Origin of the sequence: Bacillus sp. SIMBA_008, from assembly GCF_046535495.1 — a bacterium.
Classification (GTDB): Bacteria; Bacillota; Bacilli; order Bacillales; family Bacillaceae; genus Bacillus; species Bacillus subtilis.
Genome location: NZ_JAWRWL010000008.1, coordinates 43,744 through 59,913, shown reverse-complemented (window position 1 = coordinate 59,913; position 16,170 = coordinate 43,744). Strand labels below are relative to the sequence as shown.

16 protein-coding genes, 1 rRNA gene and 1 other annotated feature are annotated in these 16,170 nt (G+C 42.7%); all 17 genes read left to right on the top strand.

Going from position 1 to position 16,170, the window contains the following annotated elements; genetic code table 11:
- Positions 1 to 109: ribosomal RNA gene (rrf, locus tag SB658_RS21395) — 5S ribosomal RNA — on the top strand; the annotation flags it as partial.
- A 240-nt stretch (positions 110 to 349) separates the two neighbouring features.
- Positions 350 to 814: a transcriptional regulator CtsR gene (ctsR, locus tag SB658_RS21390; RefSeq protein ID WP_003225724.1), complete on the top strand. Its 465-nt coding sequence runs from the start codon at positions 350 to 352 to the stop codon at positions 812 to 814.
- Between the two features lie 13 nt (positions 815 to 827).
- Positions 828 to 1,385, top strand: a complete 558-nt coding sequence (mcsA, locus tag SB658_RS21385) for a protein-arginine kinase activator protein McsA (RefSeq protein WP_015252993.1) — start codon at positions 828 to 830, stop codon at positions 1,383 to 1,385.
- A complete protein-coding gene (gene mcsB / locus SB658_RS21380; RefSeq protein WP_003235007.1) occupies positions 1,385 to 2,476 on the top strand; it encodes a protein-arginine kinase McsB in 1,092 nt (363 codons plus the stop codon). Before mcsA ends, mcsB begins: the two co-directional genes overlap by 1 nt.
- The gene (gene clpC, locus SB658_RS21375) at positions 2,473 to 4,905 is read left to right on the top strand and encodes an ATP-dependent protease ATP-binding subunit ClpC (protein WP_014475592.1); all 2,433 of its coding nucleotides are present in this window, start codon (positions 2,473 to 2,475) and stop codon (positions 4,903 to 4,905) included. Before mcsB ends, clpC begins: the two co-directional genes overlap by 4 nt.
- Positions 4,906 to 4,996: 91 nt before the next feature.
- Positions 4,997 to 6,373, top strand: a complete 1,377-nt coding sequence (gene radA, locus SB658_RS21370; RefSeq protein WP_015252992.1) for a DNA repair protein RadA — start codon at positions 4,997 to 4,999, stop codon at positions 6,371 to 6,373.
- A gap of 3 nt (positions 6,374 to 6,376) precedes the next feature.
- Positions 6,377 to 7,459, top strand: coding sequence for a DNA integrity scanning diadenylate cyclase DisA (gene disA, locus SB658_RS21365; protein ID WP_003225736.1), 1,083 nt, complete (start codon positions 6,377 to 6,379; stop codon positions 7,457 to 7,459).
- 115 nt (positions 7,460 to 7,574) lie between these two features.
- A complete protein-coding gene (locus SB658_RS21360) occupies positions 7,575 to 8,675 on the top strand; it encodes a PIN/TRAM domain-containing protein (protein WP_003235014.1) in 1,101 nt (366 codons plus the stop codon).
- Positions 8,676 to 8,689: 14 nt separating this feature from the next.
- Positions 8,690 to 9,388 carry a 2-C-methyl-D-erythritol 4-phosphate cytidylyltransferase gene (ispD, locus tag SB658_RS21355; protein WP_003235019.1) on the top strand — a complete coding sequence of 233 codons (699 nt, stop codon included), beginning with the start codon at positions 8,690 to 8,692 and terminating at the stop codon, positions 9,386 to 9,388.
- Positions 9,381 to 9,857 (top strand): 2-C-methyl-D-erythritol 2,4-cyclodiphosphate synthase, encoded by a 477-nt coding sequence (gene ispF, locus SB658_RS21350; protein WP_014475594.1) that lies wholly within the window; start codon positions 9,381 to 9,383, stop codon positions 9,855 to 9,857. Before ispD ends, ispF begins: the two co-directional genes overlap by 8 nt.
- A gap of 90 nt (positions 9,858 to 9,947) precedes the next feature.
- Positions 9,948 to 11,399: a glutamate--tRNA ligase gene (gltX, locus tag SB658_RS21345; protein ID WP_014478617.1), complete on the top strand. Its 1,452-nt coding sequence runs from the start codon at positions 9,948 to 9,950 to the stop codon at positions 11,397 to 11,399.
- Positions 11,400 to 11,401: 2 nt separating this feature from the next.
- Positions 11,402 to 11,632: a binding site (T-box leader), on the top strand.
- Between the two features lie 68 nt (positions 11,633 to 11,700).
- Positions 11,701 to 12,354 (top strand): serine O-acetyltransferase, encoded by a 654-nt coding sequence (gene cysE, locus SB658_RS21340; protein ID WP_003225749.1) that lies wholly within the window; start codon positions 11,701 to 11,703, stop codon positions 12,352 to 12,354.
- Positions 12,351 to 13,751 (top strand): cysteine--tRNA ligase, encoded by a 1,401-nt coding sequence (gene cysS, locus SB658_RS21335; protein WP_144500611.1) that lies wholly within the window; start codon positions 12,351 to 12,353, stop codon positions 13,749 to 13,751. The genes cysE and cysS overlap by 4 nt, the downstream gene beginning before the upstream one ends.
- A gap of 3 nt (positions 13,752 to 13,754) precedes the next feature.
- A complete protein-coding gene (locus SB658_RS21330; protein WP_004399685.1) occupies positions 13,755 to 14,186 on the top strand; it encodes a mini-ribonuclease 3 in 432 nt (143 codons plus the stop codon).
- Positions 14,170 to 14,919 (top strand): 23S rRNA (guanosine(2251)-2'-O)-methyltransferase RlmB, encoded by a 750-nt coding sequence (gene rlmB / locus SB658_RS21325; RefSeq protein WP_014475598.1) that lies wholly within the window; start codon positions 14,170 to 14,172, stop codon positions 14,917 to 14,919. Before SB658_RS21330 ends, rlmB begins: the two co-directional genes overlap by 17 nt.
- Positions 14,920 to 14,925: 6 nt before the next feature.
- The gene (rae1, locus tag SB658_RS21320) at positions 14,926 to 15,438 is read left to right on the top strand and encodes a ribosome-dependent mRNA decay endonuclease Rae1/YacP (protein ID WP_003235032.1); all 513 of its coding nucleotides are present in this window, start codon (positions 14,926 to 14,928) and stop codon (positions 15,436 to 15,438) included.
- Positions 15,439 to 15,500: 62 nt separating this feature from the next.
- Positions 15,501 to 16,157 (top strand): RNA polymerase sporulation sigma factor SigH, encoded by a 657-nt coding sequence (sigH, locus tag SB658_RS21315; protein WP_003225758.1) that lies wholly within the window; start codon positions 15,501 to 15,503, stop codon positions 16,155 to 16,157.
- Positions 16,158 to 16,170 lie beyond the last annotated feature (13 nt).

Here is a 16,170-nt window from a genome sequence, read left to right as displayed (position 1 = left end):
GCGATAGCGAAGAGGTCACACCCGTTCCCATACCGAACACGGAAGTTAAGCTCTTCAGCGCCGATGGTAGTCGGGGGGTTCCCCCTGTGAGAGTAGGACGCCGCCAAGCAAGCTTAAACCCAGCTCATTGAGCTGGGTTTTTTGTATTTTGGTTTATTGGTATCATAAAATTCCACTTAACTGTATAATATAATAACTTTATACCGAATTTTAAATCAGCAATCAGGTTTTGTGGACCGGGAAAATGGAAATAATAAAGGATAGAGCGAGAAAGTTGAAAATTCTCGAGAAACGGCTTATAGTAAGATTAAAGTCAAATATAGTCAAAGTCAGTAAAGGAGGGGGTTGAGTGGGACATAATATTTCTGACATCATTGAACAATATTTAAAACGAGTGTTAGATCAAAATGGCAAGGAAATTTTAGAGATTAAACGAAGTGAAATTGCAGATAAATTTCAATGCGTTCCTTCCCAAATAAATTATGTCATCAACACCAGATTTACAAGCGAAAGAGGATATATTGTTGAGAGCAAACGCGGGGGCGGCGGTTACATCAGAATCATTAAAATTAAAATGAACAATGAAGTTGTCCTGATCAATAATATAATTTCTCAAATTAATACCCATTTGTCTCAAGCAGCCTCTGATGACATTATTTTAAGGCTATTAGAAGACAAGGTAATTTCAGAAAGAGAAGCAAAAATGATGGTCAGCGTAATGGACCGCTCAGTTTTACACATTGACTTACCTGAACGTGATGAATTAAGAGCGAGAATGATGAAGGCAATGCTGACTTCTTTAAAATTAAAATAAGCGGGTGAAAAGATTGATTTGTCAAGAGTGCCACGAGAGACCAGCCACTTTTCACTTTACAAAGGTTGTTAACGGAGAAAAAATAGAAGTTCATATTTGTGAACAATGTGCCAAAGAAAATAGTGATTCATATGGTATAAGTGCAAACCAGGGTTTCTCTATTCATAATTTACTTTCGGGTTTACTGAACATGGATTCTTCATTTCAAAATGCAGGAACTCAAATGTTCAGTCACTCGGAGCAAATATCTGCTTGTCCGAAATGCGGAATGACTTTTCAGCAATTCAGAAAAATTGGCCGTTTTGGATGTTCTGAATGTTACAAAACATTTCATAGCAACATTACACCAATCCTACGTAAAGTGCACAGCGGAAACACTGTGCATGCAGGTAAGATACCGAAACGAATAGGCGGCAATCTTCATGTCAGACGGCAGATTGATATGCTAAAAAAGGAATTAGAATCCTTAATCCATCAAGAAGAATTTGAAAATGCAGCTCATGTAAGAGATCAAATTCGTTCATTAGAACAATCACTCAAAAGTACAGATAGTGAGGAGGAACAGGAGTAATGTCGCTAAAGCATTTTATTCAGGACGCACTAAGCAGTTGGATGAAGCAGAAAGGACCTGAAAGTGACATTGTACTCAGCAGCCGCATACGTTTAGCAAGGAACTTTGAGCATATTCGGTTCCCTACGCGGTATTCCAATGAAGAAGCCTCATCCATCATACAGCAATTTGAAGATCAGTTTTCAGAGCAAGAAATTCCCGGAATCGGCAAATTTGTTTTGATTAGAATGAATGATGCACAGCCTTTAGAAAAGCGTGTACTTGTTGAAAAACATCTAATCAGTCCTAATCTGACAGAGTCTCCTTTTGGCGGCTGTTTGCTTTCTGAAAATGAGGAAGTAAGCGTCATGCTAAATGAAGAGGACCATATTAGAATTCAGTGTCTTTTCCCTGGATTTCAGCTTTTAGAAGCAATGAAAGCCGCAAACCAGGTCGACGACTGGATTGAAGAAAAAGTTGATTATGCATTCAATGAGCAAAGAGGATACTTAACCAGCTGTCCTACAAACGTAGGTACAGGTTTAAGGGCTTCGGTCATGATGCATCTGCCGGCACTGGTTTTAACTAGGCAAATAAATCGAATTATACCGGCAATTAATCAATTAGGCTTAGTTGTTAGAGGAATTTATGGGGAAGGCAGCGAAGCAGTAGGGAATATCTTTCAAATTTCAAATCAGATCACGCTTGGTAAGTCAGAGCAGGATATTGTAGAGGATCTTAACAGTGTTGCTGCTCAGTTGATTGAACAAGAACGATCTGCCCGAGAAGCGATTTATCAAACTTCTAAAATCGAACTTGAGGATCGGGTATATCGGTCTTATGGGGTCTTGTCTAATTGCCGGATGATAGAATCGAAAGAAACTGCAAAGTGCCTTTCAGATGTTCGGTTAGGCATAGACCTAGGCATTATAAAAGGACTTTCAAGCAACATACTTAACGAACTTATGATTTTGACGCAGCCAGGATTTTTACAGCAATACTCGGGAGGCGCTTTGCGTCCGAACGAAAGGGACATTCGAAGAGCGGCTCTCATCAGAGAACGGCTTCACTTAGAAATGAATGGGAAACGACAGGAGGATGAATCGATATGATGTTTGGAAGATTTACAGAACGAGCTCAAAAAGTACTGGCGCTAGCACAGGAAGAAGCACTTCGGTTAGGTCATAATAACATTGGCACTGAGCATATTTTATTAGGACTGGTAAGAGAAGGAGAGGGCATTGCTGCTAAAGCTCTTCAAGCGCTTGGACTCGGTTCAGATAAAATTCAGAAAGAAGTAGAAAGTTTGATCGGGCGCGGGCAGGAAATGTCTCAAACGATTCATTATACTCCTAGAGCTAAAAAAGTCATTGAGCTTTCAATGGATGAGGCAAGAAAACTCGGTCATTCTTATGTTGGAACAGAACATATTCTTCTTGGACTGATTCGTGAAGGAGAAGGTGTTGCTGCGAGAGTTTTGAATAATCTCGGTGTCAGCTTAAATAAAGCAAGACAGCAGGTGCTCCAGCTTCTAGGAAGTAATGAAACAGGATCATCAGCGGCAGGAACAAACAGCAATGCGAATACGCCTACGCTTGACAGCTTGGCAAGAGATTTAACTGCTATTGCGAAGGAAGACAGCCTTGACCCTGTAATCGGCAGAAGCAAGGAGATCCAGCGTGTCATTGAAGTGTTAAGCCGCAGAACGAAAAACAACCCTGTTCTCATTGGGGAACCAGGTGTAGGTAAAACTGCTATCGCAGAAGGTTTGGCACAGCAAATTATCAATAATGAAGTACCCGAAATTTTGCGTGATAAACGTGTGATGACATTAGACATGGGAACAGTTGTTGCCGGCACAAAATACCGCGGAGAATTTGAGGATCGCCTGAAGAAGGTCATGGATGAAATTCGCCAGGCAGGAAATATCATTCTATTCATCGATGAGCTCCATACATTAATCGGGGCAGGCGGAGCAGAAGGTGCTATTGATGCATCTAATATTTTAAAACCTTCACTTGCTCGCGGCGAACTCCAATGTATTGGTGCAACGACTCTTGATGAGTACCGTAAATATATTGAAAAAGATGCAGCACTGGAACGCCGTTTTCAGCCGATTCAGGTTGATCAGCCATCTGTAGATGAAAGTATTCAAATTTTACAAGGTCTGCGTGACAGATACGAAGCCCACCACCGCGTTTCTATCACTGATGATGCCATTGAAGCTGCGGTTAAGCTTTCTGACAGATATATTTCTGACCGCTTCCTTCCGGATAAAGCAATTGACTTGATCGATGAAGCAGGTTCAAAGGTGAGACTGCGCTCATTTACAACGCCTCCTAACTTAAAAGAGCTTGAGCAGAAGCTTGATGAGGTTCGTAAAGAGAAGGATGCGGCAGTGCAAAGCCAAGAGTTTGAAAAAGCTGCTTCCTTGCGTGATACTGAACAACGCCTGCGCGAGCAAGTAGAGGATACGAAGAAATCATGGAAAGAGAAGCAAGGGCAGGAAAACTCAGAGGTTACTGTGGATGATATTGCGATGGTTGTATCCAGCTGGACCGGTGTGCCTGTATCTAAAATCGCCCAAACTGAAACTGATAAGCTTCTCAATATGGAAAACATTCTTCATTCCCGCGTCATCGGCCAGGATGAGGCAGTTGTAGCTGTTGCAAAAGCCGTCAGACGTGCGAGAGCAGGGTTGAAAGATCCTAAACGCCCAATCGGCTCATTCATTTTCTTAGGCCCTACAGGTGTAGGTAAAACAGAACTTGCACGAGCACTTGCTGAATCCATTTTTGGCGATGAAGAATCCATGATCAGAATTGACATGTCTGAATACATGGAAAAACACTCAACTTCAAGACTTGTTGGTTCACCTCCGGGATATGTGGGATATGATGAAGGCGGTCAATTGACAGAGAAAGTCAGAAGAAAACCTTACTCTGTCGTGCTTCTTGATGAGATCGAGAAAGCGCACCCTGATGTCTTCAATATCCTTCTGCAAGTTCTTGAAGACGGGCGATTGACTGATTCTAAAGGACGAACAGTCGATTTCCGCAATACCATTCTGATCATGACATCAAACGTCGGAGCAAGTGAGCTGAAACGCAATAAATATGTCGGCTTTAACGTTCAGGATGAAACTCAAAATCATAAAGACATGAAAGATAAAGTGATGGGTGAATTGAAACGAGCGTTCAGACCTGAGTTCATCAACCGTATTGATGAAATCATTGTCTTCCATTCACTTGAGAAAAAACATCTTACTGAAATTGTGTCATTAATGTCTGATCAATTAACGAAACGCCTGAAAGAACAAGATCTTTCTATCGAATTGACAGATGCTGCAAAAGCGAAAGTCGCGGAAGAGGGCGTTGACCTGGAATACGGTGCCCGTCCGTTAAGAAGAGCGATCCAAAAACATGTCGAGGATCGTTTATCTGAAGAACTCCTCAGAGGAAATATTCATAAAGGACAGCATATTGTTCTTGATGTAGAAGATGGCGAATTTGTCGTAAAAACGACTGCTAAAACGAATTAATATAGAAGACGGAAATGAGGCATACAGCATGTAAGTGTATGCCTCACTTTCATATCAAGAAATAGAACAAGGGAGAGGTCTTACACTATATATGGCTAAAACAAAATCGAAATTCATCTGCCAATCCTGCGGCTACGAGTCTCCAAAATGGATGGGGAAATGTCCGGGCTGCGGTGCTTGGAATACAATGGTGGAAGAAATGATTAAAAAAGCACCGGCCAATCGGAGAGCGGCTTTTTCTCATTCTGTTCAAACTGTACAGAAACCTTCACCTATTACATCAATCGAAACATCAGAAGAACCCCGCGTCAAAACCCAGCTTGGCGAGTTTAACAGAGTACTCGGCGGAGGTGTCGTTAAAGGCTCCCTCGTTTTAATTGGTGGTGATCCTGGTATCGGAAAGTCAACGCTATTACTGCAGGTTTCCGCTCAATTATCAGGCTCATCAAACAGTGTCCTGTATATTTCGGGAGAAGAATCTGTAAAGCAAACGAAGCTGCGAGCAGACCGTCTCGGCATTAATAATCCGTCACTGCATGTTTTATCTGAAACCGATATGGAGTATATTTCGTCTGCTATACAAGAGATGAATCCAGCGTTTGTCGTTGTTGACTCTATTCAAACGGTTTACCAAAGCGATATTACATCGGCTCCAGGCAGTGTGTCACAGGTCAGAGAATGTACCGCTGAGCTGATGAAAATTGCAAAAACAAAAGGTATTCCGATTTTTATCGTAGGGCACGTAACGAAAGAAGGGTCTATTGCAGGTCCAAGACTGTTGGAGCATATGGTTGACACTGTTTTATATTTTGAAGGAGAACGCCACCATACTTTCCGTATTTTGCGGGCTGTAAAAAACCGTTTCGGATCTACAAACGAAATGGGCATTTTCGAAATGCGGGAAGAGGGGCTCACTGAGGTTTTGAATCCTTCGGAAATTTTCTTAGAAGAACGCTCTGCTGGTTCCGCAGGCTCGAGTATCACTGCCTCTATGGAGGGCACTAGACCGATTCTCGTTGAAATTCAGGCGCTCATCTCGCCAACAAGCTTTGGCAACCCAAGACGTATGGCAACGGGAATAGACCATAACAGGGTTTCTCTGTTAATGGCTGTGTTAGAAAAAAGAGTTGGACTGCTGCTGCAAAATCAGGATGCTTATTTGAAAGTGGCTGGCGGCGTTAAGCTTGATGAACCGGCAATTGATCTTGCCATTGCGATTAGTATCGCATCAAGCTTTAGAGACACACCTCCAAATCCTGCAGATTGTTTTATTGGAGAAGTGGGATTAACCGGAGAAGTCCGGCGGGTTTCAAGAATTGAACAGCGTGTGAAAGAAGCGGCAAAGCTTGGTTTTAAACGCATGATCATACCCGCGGCAAATCTGGATGGATGGACAAAACCAAAAGGGATTGAGGTTATCGGAGTAGCAAATGTTGCAGAAGCGCTTCGTACTTCATTAGGAGGATAATAGATGGAAAAAGAGAAAAAAGGGGCGAAACACGAGTTAGACCTGTCATCTATATTGCAGTTTGTTGCTCCGGGTACACCGCTCAGAGCGGGGATGGAAAACGTCTTGAGAGCAAATACAGGCGGTCTGATTGTTGTTGGATATAATGATAAAGTAAAAGAAGTGGTGGACGGCGGCTTTCACATAAACACGGCTTTTTCTCCGGCGCATTTATATGAGTTGGCTAAAATGGATGGAGCGATCATTTTAAGTGATTCGGGTCAAAAGATCCTCTACGCGAATACTCAGCTGATGCCGGATGCCACAATTTCTTCATCAGAAACAGGAATGCGGCACAGAACTGCCGAAAGAGTAGCTAAGCAAACTGGCTGTCTTGTAATCGCTATTTCTGAAAGAAGAAATGTCATAACGTTATATCAGGAAAACATGAAGTATACACTAAAAGACATAGGATTTATTTTAACCAAGGCGAACCAAGCCATTCAAACACTTGAAAAATATAAGACAATCCTCGATAAAACGATTAATGCACTGAACGCGTTAGAGTTTGAGGAACTTGTTACCTTCAGTGATGTCTTGTCTGTCATGCATCGTTATGAAATGGTACTGAGAATCAAAAACGAAATTAATATGTATATCAAAGAGCTGGGGACAGAAGGGCATCTGATCAAACTGCAAGTCATTGAATTGATTACGGATATGGAAGAAGAGGCCGCTTTATTTATTAAGGACTATGTAAAAGAAAAGATTAAAGATCCGTTTGTTCTCTTGAAGGAGCTGCAGGATATGTCCAGTTATGATCTGCTGGATGATTCCATTGTGTATAAGCTTCTCGGTTACCCTGCTTCTACTAATCTTGATGATTATGTATTGCCGAGAGGATACAGGCTGTTAAATAAGATACCGCGTCTTCCGATGCCGATTGTTGAAAATGTTGTAGAAGCATTTGGAGTCCTACCAAGGATTATTGAGGCGAGTGCAGAAGAATTAGATGAAGTAGAGGGAATCGGTGAAGTACGAGCCCAAAAAATCAAAAAAGGATTAAAACGCCTGCAAGAGAAGCATTATTTAGACAGACAACTGTGATTTCGGTTAAAACCTTATGAATACGGGTATATTAATGTTGGTTTTTGTTTATTCTGATATTCGTAGGATGCATAAGACTTTGTGAAATTAAAATGTTAAAAAAGGAGGTGGGGGTATGTTAAAACGAATAGTTCAGGCGTTCTTCATTATTTTTGGCGGCGTTGTTGGTATATTTTTGATACCTGAATTGTTTGTACTGTTAAATATACAGGACATACCTTTAATAACAAACGCATATACGTCTGCGGCAATAGGAGCAATTATCTTTTTTCTCATCAGTATATGGGGTACAGAATACGTTGTGAACTGGGTGAAGTGGATAGAGGATTCATTGTTAAAAGCGCCGGTTCCAGATTTGTTATTTGGAAGTCTTGGCTTAGTTTTTGGACTTATAATTGCTTATCTTATCGTAAATGTTATTCCTTTAGACAATATACCTTACCGCATATTCAGCACAATAATTCCTGTATTTTTGGCTTTCTTCCTCGGTTATCTCGGCTTCCAGGTGGGCTTTAAGAAAAAGGATGAATTGATCAGCCTGTTTTCCATTTCCGCCAGAATGCAAAAGAAAAAAGGAACAGCTGATGAAGAACATGAGGTTCAAGACAAGAAGCTGAAAATTTTGGACACTAGTGTTATTATTGATGGGAGAATAGCAGATATTTGTCAGACTGGTTTTTTAGAGGGAGTTATCGTGATTCCGCAGTTTGTCCTTGAGGAATTGCAGCATATTGCAGACTCTTCAGATGTTTTAAAACGAAACAGAGGACGCCGCGGTCTTGATATCCTGAACCGCATTCAGAAAGAATTAGACATTGAAGTTGAAATTTACGAAGGCGACTTTGAAGATATTCAGGAGGTTGACAGCAAGCTCGTCAAACTTGCTAAGCTGACATCCGGGGTCGTTGTGACGAATGATTTTAATTTAAATAAAGTGTGCGAGCTTCAGAAGGTAGCAGTATTAAACATTAATGACCTTGCCAATGCGGTCAAGCCTGTTGTGCTTCCTGGCGAGGAAATGAATGTTCAGGTCATTAAGGACGGGAAAGAGCATAATCAGGGAGTTGCCTACTTGGATGACGGTACGATGATTGTCGTTGAAGAAGGACGGAATTATATCGGCAAGCATATTGATGTACTCGTCACAAGTGTGCTGCAGACAGCAGCGGGACGAATGATTTTTGCGAAGCCTAAGCTGTTGGAGAAGGCGCTGTAAAGGGAGAAAAAACAATGAGTTATGATGTGGTGATTCCTGCAGCCGGACAGGGAAAGCGGATGAAGGCAGGGAGAAATAAACTGTTCATTGAGCTGAAGGGAGACCCGGTGATCATACACACGTTAAGAGTGTTTGACAGTCACCGGCAGTGCGATAAAATCATTTTGGTGATTAACGAGCAGGAGCGGGAGCACTTTCAGCAATTGCTGTCCGATTACCCGTTTCAAACTTCAATTGAGCTTGTTGCAGGCGGAGATGAGCGTCAGCACAGTGTGTATAAGGGGCTGAAAGCCGTAAAGCAGGAAAAGATTGTCCTTGTACATGACGGTGCTCGCCCATTTATAAAACATGAACAAATTGACGAACTGATCGCAGAGGCGGAACAGACAGGAGCGGCCATCCTTGCTGTTCCGGTAAAAGATACGATTAAACGCGTTCAAGATTTACAAGTCAGTGAGACGATTGAACGTTCAAGCTTGTGGGCTGTCCAAACGCCACAAGCTTTTCGTCTTTCTTTATTGATGAAGGCTCACGCTGAGGCCGAGCGCAAGGGATTTTTAGGGACGGATGACGCCAGCCTCGTTGAACAGATGGAGGGCGGTTCGGTCCGTGTTGTAGAAGGCAGCTATACAAATATTAAGCTGACGACGCCAGACGATTTGACGTCAGCTGAAGCTATCATGGAATCAGAAAGTGGGAATAAACATGTTTAGAATTGGACAAGGATTTGATGTGCATCAATTAGTTGAGGGGCGTCCTCTCATTATTGGCGGAATTGAAATCCCGTACGAAAAAGGGCTGCTTGGCCATTCTGATGCAGACGTTTTGCTGCATACCGTCGCTGACGCCTGCCTGGGAGCTGTGGGTGAAGGAGACATCGGCAAGCATTTTCCTGACACAGATCCCGAGTTCAAGGACGCAGATTCTTTCAAATTACTTCAGCATGTCTGGGGAATTGTGAAACAGAAGGGGTATGTCCTTGGGAACATTGATTGCACCATCATAGCGCAAAAGCCGAAGATGCTGCCGTACATAGAAGATATGAGAAAAAGAATTGCTGAAGGCCTTGAGGCAGAAGTTTCTCAAGTAAATGTAAAAGCAACAACGACAGAAAAGCTTGGATTTACAGGCCGGGCGGAAGGAATAGCGGCTCAGGCGACAGTACTGATACAAAAAGGCTAACTTGTTTTGATGCCGGGTCTATTTGGTGGTAGAATAGATTCATACATTTTTGCCTGAGGCCATACATGACATGAAAGGAAGTATTTGAAAATGGGAAACGAAGTACGCGTCCGTTATGCACCGAGTCCAACCGGACATTTGCATATTGGAAATGCCAGAACGGCGCTTTTTAATTATTTATTTGCCCGCAATCAAGGCGGTAAGTTTATCATTCGAGTTGAGGATACAGATAAAAAGCGCAATATTGAGGGCGGAGAACAAAGCCAGCTGAATTATCTGAAGTGGCTAGGTATTGACTGGGATGAGAGTGTGGATGTCGGAGGAGAGTACGGTCCATACCGTCAGTCAGAGCGTAACGATATCTATAAAGTGTACTATGAAGAGCTTCTTGAAAAAGGGCTTGCTTATAAATGTTACTGTACGGAAGAAGAGCTTGAAAAAGAGCGTGAAGAACAGATTGCCCGCGGAGAAATGCCTCGTTATTCCGGAAAACACAGAGACCTGACTCAGGAAGAACAGGAGAAATTTATCGCTGAAGGCAGAAAACCAAGTATTCGTTTCCGCGTGCCGGAAGGAAAAATCATCGCCTTCAATGATATCGTAAAAGGCGAAATTTCGTTTGAATCAGATGGCATCGGCGACTTTGTTATTGTGAAAAAGGACGGAACGCCGACTTACAACTTCGCGGTAGCGATTGATGACTACTTAATGAAAATGACACACGTGCTGCGCGGTGAGGATCATATTTCTAACACACCGAAACAGATTATGATTTATCAAGCATTCGGATGGGATATTCCTCAGTTCGGACACATGACGCTGATCGTAAACGAAAGCCGTAAAAAGCTCAGTAAACGTGATGAATCCATTATTCAATTCATCGAGCAGTACAAAGAGCTTGGCTACCTGCCAGAAGCACTGTTCAACTTTATCGGCCTGTTAGGCTGGTCACCGGTTGGAGAAGAAGAGCTTTTCACAAAAGAGCAGTTTATTGAAATTTTTGATGTAAATCGTTTATCTAAATCACCAGCTTTGTTTGATATGCATAAGCTAAAATGGGTTAACAACCAATATGTGAAGAAGCTGGATCTTGATCAGGTTGTTGAATTGACGCTTCCGCATTTGCAAAAAGCCGGCAAAGTTGGCACTGAGCTTTCTGCTGAAGAACAAGAATGGGTTCGCAAACTGATTTCCCTGTATCATGAGCAATTAAGCTACGGTGCGGAAATTGTTGAGCTGACTGATTTGTTCTTTACGGATGAGATCGAGTATAATCAAGAAGCGAAAGCTGTTCTGGAAGAAGAACAGGTTCCTGAAGTGCTCAGCACATTCGCAGCGAAGCTTGAAGAGCTTGAGGAGTTCACTCCGGATAACATCAAAGCATCGATCAAAGCAGTGCAGAAAGAAACTGGCCATAAAGGGAAAAAACTGTTTATGCCGATTCGTGTTGCTGTAACAGGGCAAACTCACGGTCCAGAACTGCCGCAATCAATTGAATTGATCGGTAAAGAGACTGCAATTCAGCGTTTAAAAAATATCTAAATAAATGATTGTTGACAGGGAAGAGTATAAAGCTTTAGGCCATTACAGAAAGGATCTCCATTGGCTGAGAGAGATCCATGAGCCGGGTTTTAGAAGTGCGCCCTTAAGACCTTTGAAGAACGTTTTTTGAAATCAGTATTCAAAGGCGGCCGCCGCCGTTACAGGCTGAAGTTGGGAGAGCAGAAGTCTGCTTTTCAAACAGAGTGGAACCGCGCGGTTAAAGCGTCTCTGTCATGTTTACATGCAGAGGCGCTTTTTTTATTGGGTAGAGGAAATCAGATAGAGAAACGGGGGGAAGCATGTGTTTTTTAGAATGCTCAAAGAAGACATTGATACTGTGTTCGATCAAGATCCCGCAGCAAGAAGCTATTTTGAAGTGATTTTAACTTATTCCGGTTTACATGCTATATGGGCGCATCGGATTGCACATGCTTTATATAAACGAAAATTTTATTTCCTTGCACGCCTTATATCTCAAGTAAGCCGATTTTTTACCGGGATAGAAATCCACCCCGGCGCTACAATCGGGAGAAGATTTTTCATAGACCACGGCATGGGGGTTGTCATTGGGGAGACATGTGAAATCGGCAATAACGTAACCGTTTTTCAGGGGGTTACCCTCGGGGGAACGGGGAAAGAAAAGGGAAAAAGGCACCCAACGATTAAAGATGACGCATTGATAGCCACAGGTGCTAAAGTGCTCGGTTCTATTACGGTCGGTGAAGGCTCAAAGATTGGCGCTGGTTCAGTAGTGCTGCATGATGTTCCTGATTTTTCAACAGTTGTCGGTATCCCTGGTCGGGTCGTTGTACAAAATGGCAAGAAAGTAAGACGCGATTTAAACCATCAGGATTTGCCCGATCCAGTTGCTGACCGCTTTAAGTCTTTGGAACAGCAGATTTTAGAGCTGAAGGCAGAACTTGAAGACAGAAAAGAAAGGATCAATCAAAAATGACAATCACACTTTATAATACATTGACTAGACAGAAGGAAACATTTGTTCCTCTTGAAGAGGGAAAAGTAAAAATGTATGTATGCGGACCCACGGTTTACAATTACATTCATATCGGGAACGCGCGTCCGGCAATCGTTTACGATACGGTTCGAAACTATTTAGAGTATAAAGGCTATGATGTGCAGTATGTCTCTAACTTCACAGACGTAGACGATAAATTAATTAAAGCGGCAAAAGAACTCGGTGAGGATGTACCCACCATTTCAGAGCGTTTTATTAAAGCATACTTTGAAGACGTAGGTGCGCTCGGCTGCCGAAAAGCCGACCTTCATCCGCGAGTAATGGAGAACATGGATGCCATTATCGAATTCGTAGATCAGCTCGTGAAAAAGGGCTACGCATATGAATCAGAAGGTGACGTATATTTCAAAACCAGAGCGTTTGAAGGGTACGGAAAGCTTTCTCAGCAATCAATCGATGAACTTAGATCAGGTGCACGCATCCGAGTCGGCGAGAAAAAAGAAGATGCTCTTGATTTCGCACTGTGGAAAGCGGCAAAAGAAGGAGAAATCTCTTGGGATAGCCCTTGGGGAAAAGGACGTCCGGGCTGGCACATTGAATGCTCAGCAATGGTGAAAAAGTATCTCGGTGACCAGATTGATATCCATGCGGGCGGACAGGATTTAACATTCCCTCACCATGAAAACGAAATTGCGCAATCTGAGGCGCTAACAGGCAAAACGTTTGCGAAGTACTGGCTTCATAATGGTTATATCAATATTGATAATGAAAAAATGTCAAAATCACTAGGCAACTTTGTGCTTGTCCATGACATCATTAAACAGCATGATCCGCAGCTTTTGAGATTCTTTATGCTATCTGTTCATTATCGCCACCCGATTAACTATTCAGAAGAGCTTCTGGAGAATACGAAAAGCGCGTTCAACCGTTTAAAAACAGCGTACAGCAATCTTCAGCACCGTCTGAACAGCAGTACGAATTTAACCGAAGATGACGATCAATGGCTTGAAAAAGTTGAAGAACACCGCAAAGCATTCGAAGAAGCGATGGACGATGATTTTAATACGGCGAATGCCATTTCAGTCTTGTTTGACTTAGCGAAACACGCCAATTATTATCTTCAGAAAGATCATACGGCTGATCATGTGATTACGGCGTTTATTGAGATGTTTGACCGCATTGTTTCTGTCCTCGGTTTTTCGTTGGGTGAGCAGGAACTTCTCGATCAAGAGATTGAAGACTTAATCGAAAAGCGAAATGAAGCACGCCGGAATCGCGATTTTGCATTGTCAGACCAGATCCGCGACCAGCTGAAAAGCATGAATATCATTCTTGAAGATACGGCTCAAGGCACTCGCTGGAAACGGGGAGAATAACAGATGCTTGAATTTGATACGATAAAAGATTCTAAGCAGCTTAACGGTCTTGCGCTTGCTTATATAGGTGATGCCATTTTTGAAGTGTATGTCAGGCATCACCTGCTTAAGCAGGGCTTTACCAAACCAAATGATCTTCATAAGAAATCAAGCCGGATTGTTTCAGCAAAGTCACAGGCTGAGATCCTATTTTTTCTGCAGAATCAATCATTTTTTACGGAAGAAGAGGAAGCGGTGCTGAAAAGAGGCAGAAATGCCAAGTCAGGGACAACACCTAAAAATACAGATGTTCAGACGTACCGCTACAGTACAGCATTTGAAGCGCTTCTGGGCTACCTTTTTCTAGAGAAAAAAGAGGAACGACTTAGTCAGCTCGTAGCCGAAGCTATACAATTCGGGACGTCAGGGAGGAAAACAAATGAGTCAGCAACATGATTACGTCATAGGGAAAAATGCAGTGATCGAGACGTTAAAATCTGATCGGAAGCTGTATAAGCTGTGGATGGCGGAAAACACCGTAAAGGGACAAGCACAGCAAGTGATTGAGCTTGCCAAAAAGCAGGGAATCACGATTCAATACGTCCCGAGAAAAAAACTCGATCAAATGGTGACAGGACAGCATCAGGGCGTAGTGGCACAGGTTGCAGCGTATGAATATGCAGAACTGGACGATTTATATAAAGCAGCCGAAGAAAAAAATGAACAGCCTTTCTTCCTCATTCTGGACGAGCTTGAAGACCCTCATAATCTTGGTTCCATTATGAGGACAGCAGATGCGGTCGGCGCTCATGGCATCGTCATTCCAAAACGGAGAGCTGTCGGGCTGACAACAACAGTGGCAAAAGCTTCAACAGGAGCAATTGAGCACATTCCTGTAGCAAGAGTCACCAATTTGGCACGGACGTTAGAAGAGATGAAAGAGCGGGGAATCTGGGTTGTCGGAACGGATGCGTCAGCGCGTGAGGATTACCGCAATATGGACGGGAATATGCCTTTGGCTCTAGTCATCGGAAGTGAAGGAAAAGGGATGGGCCGCCTTGTGAAAGAAAAGTGCGATTTTCTCATTAAACTCCCGATGGCCGGAAAGGTAACTTCACTAAATGCATCTGTCGCGGCTGGTCTTTTGATGTATGAAGTCTACCGGAAACGAAACCCTCTGGGAGAATAAAGACCCATGGATATCCTGTTAGTAGACGGGTACAACATGATTGGAGCCTGGCCGCAGCTGAAGGATTTAAAAGCGAACAGTTTTGAAGAGGCGAGAGACGTACTGATTCAGAAAATGGCGGAATATCAATCGTATACAGGAAACAGGGTTATTGTTGTTTTTGACGCGCATCTCGTAAAAGGGCTTGAGAAAAAACAGACCAACCATAGAGTTGAAGTGATTTTTACAAAAGAAAATGAGACGGCTGATGAGCGGATAGAAAAGCTCGCTCAGGCTTTGAATAATATTGCGACTCAAATTCACGTTGCGACCTCTGACTATACTGAGCAGTGGGCGATTTTCGGACAGGGGGCATTGCGGAAATCGGCCCGGGAGCTTTTGAGAGAGGTAGAAACGATTGAAAGGCGAATAGAGAGACGGGTAAGAAAAATCACTTCCGAAAAGCCGGCGGGTAAAATTGCTTTATCGGAAGAGGTTTTGAAAACGTTTGAAAAGTGGAGGCGGGGAGACTTAGATTAAGTTGACGCTTTTTTGCCCAATACTGTATAATATTTCTATCTACGTGCGCCGGGGGGATCGGAGTGAATCTACAGAACAACAAGGGAAAATTCAACAAAGAGCAGTTTTGCCAGTTGGAGGACGAGCAGGTCATTGAAAAGGTTCATGTTGGGGACAGTGATGCGTTAGATTACTTGATTACGAAGTACCGAAACTTTGTTCGGGCAAAAGCAAGATCCTATTTCTTAATAGGGGCGGACAGAGAGGATATTGTTCAGGAAGGCATGATAGGCCTCTATAAGTCTATTCGTGACTTCAAAGAGGACAAGCTTACCTCATTCAAAGCTTTCGCAGAATTATGTATTACCCGCCAAATTATTACCGCAATAAAGACAGCTACTCGCCAGAAACACATTCCTTTGAATTCCTACGTCTCATTAGATAAACCGATTTTTGATGAAGAATCAGACCGAACGCTGCTGGATGTCATTTCAGGAGCGAAAACCTTAAATCCTGAGGAAATGATCATTAATCAGGAAGAATTTGATGATATTGAAATGAAAATGGGAGAACTATTAAGTGATTTAGAGAGAAAAGTACTCGTCTTATATCTCGATGGGAGAAGTTACCAAGAGATTTCTGATGAACTGAACCGACATGTGAAATCGATCGACAATGCCCTTCAGCGTGTGAAACGCAAGCTGGAGAAGTACTTGGAAATTCGCGAAATCAGTTTGTAATAGGAATTTATGC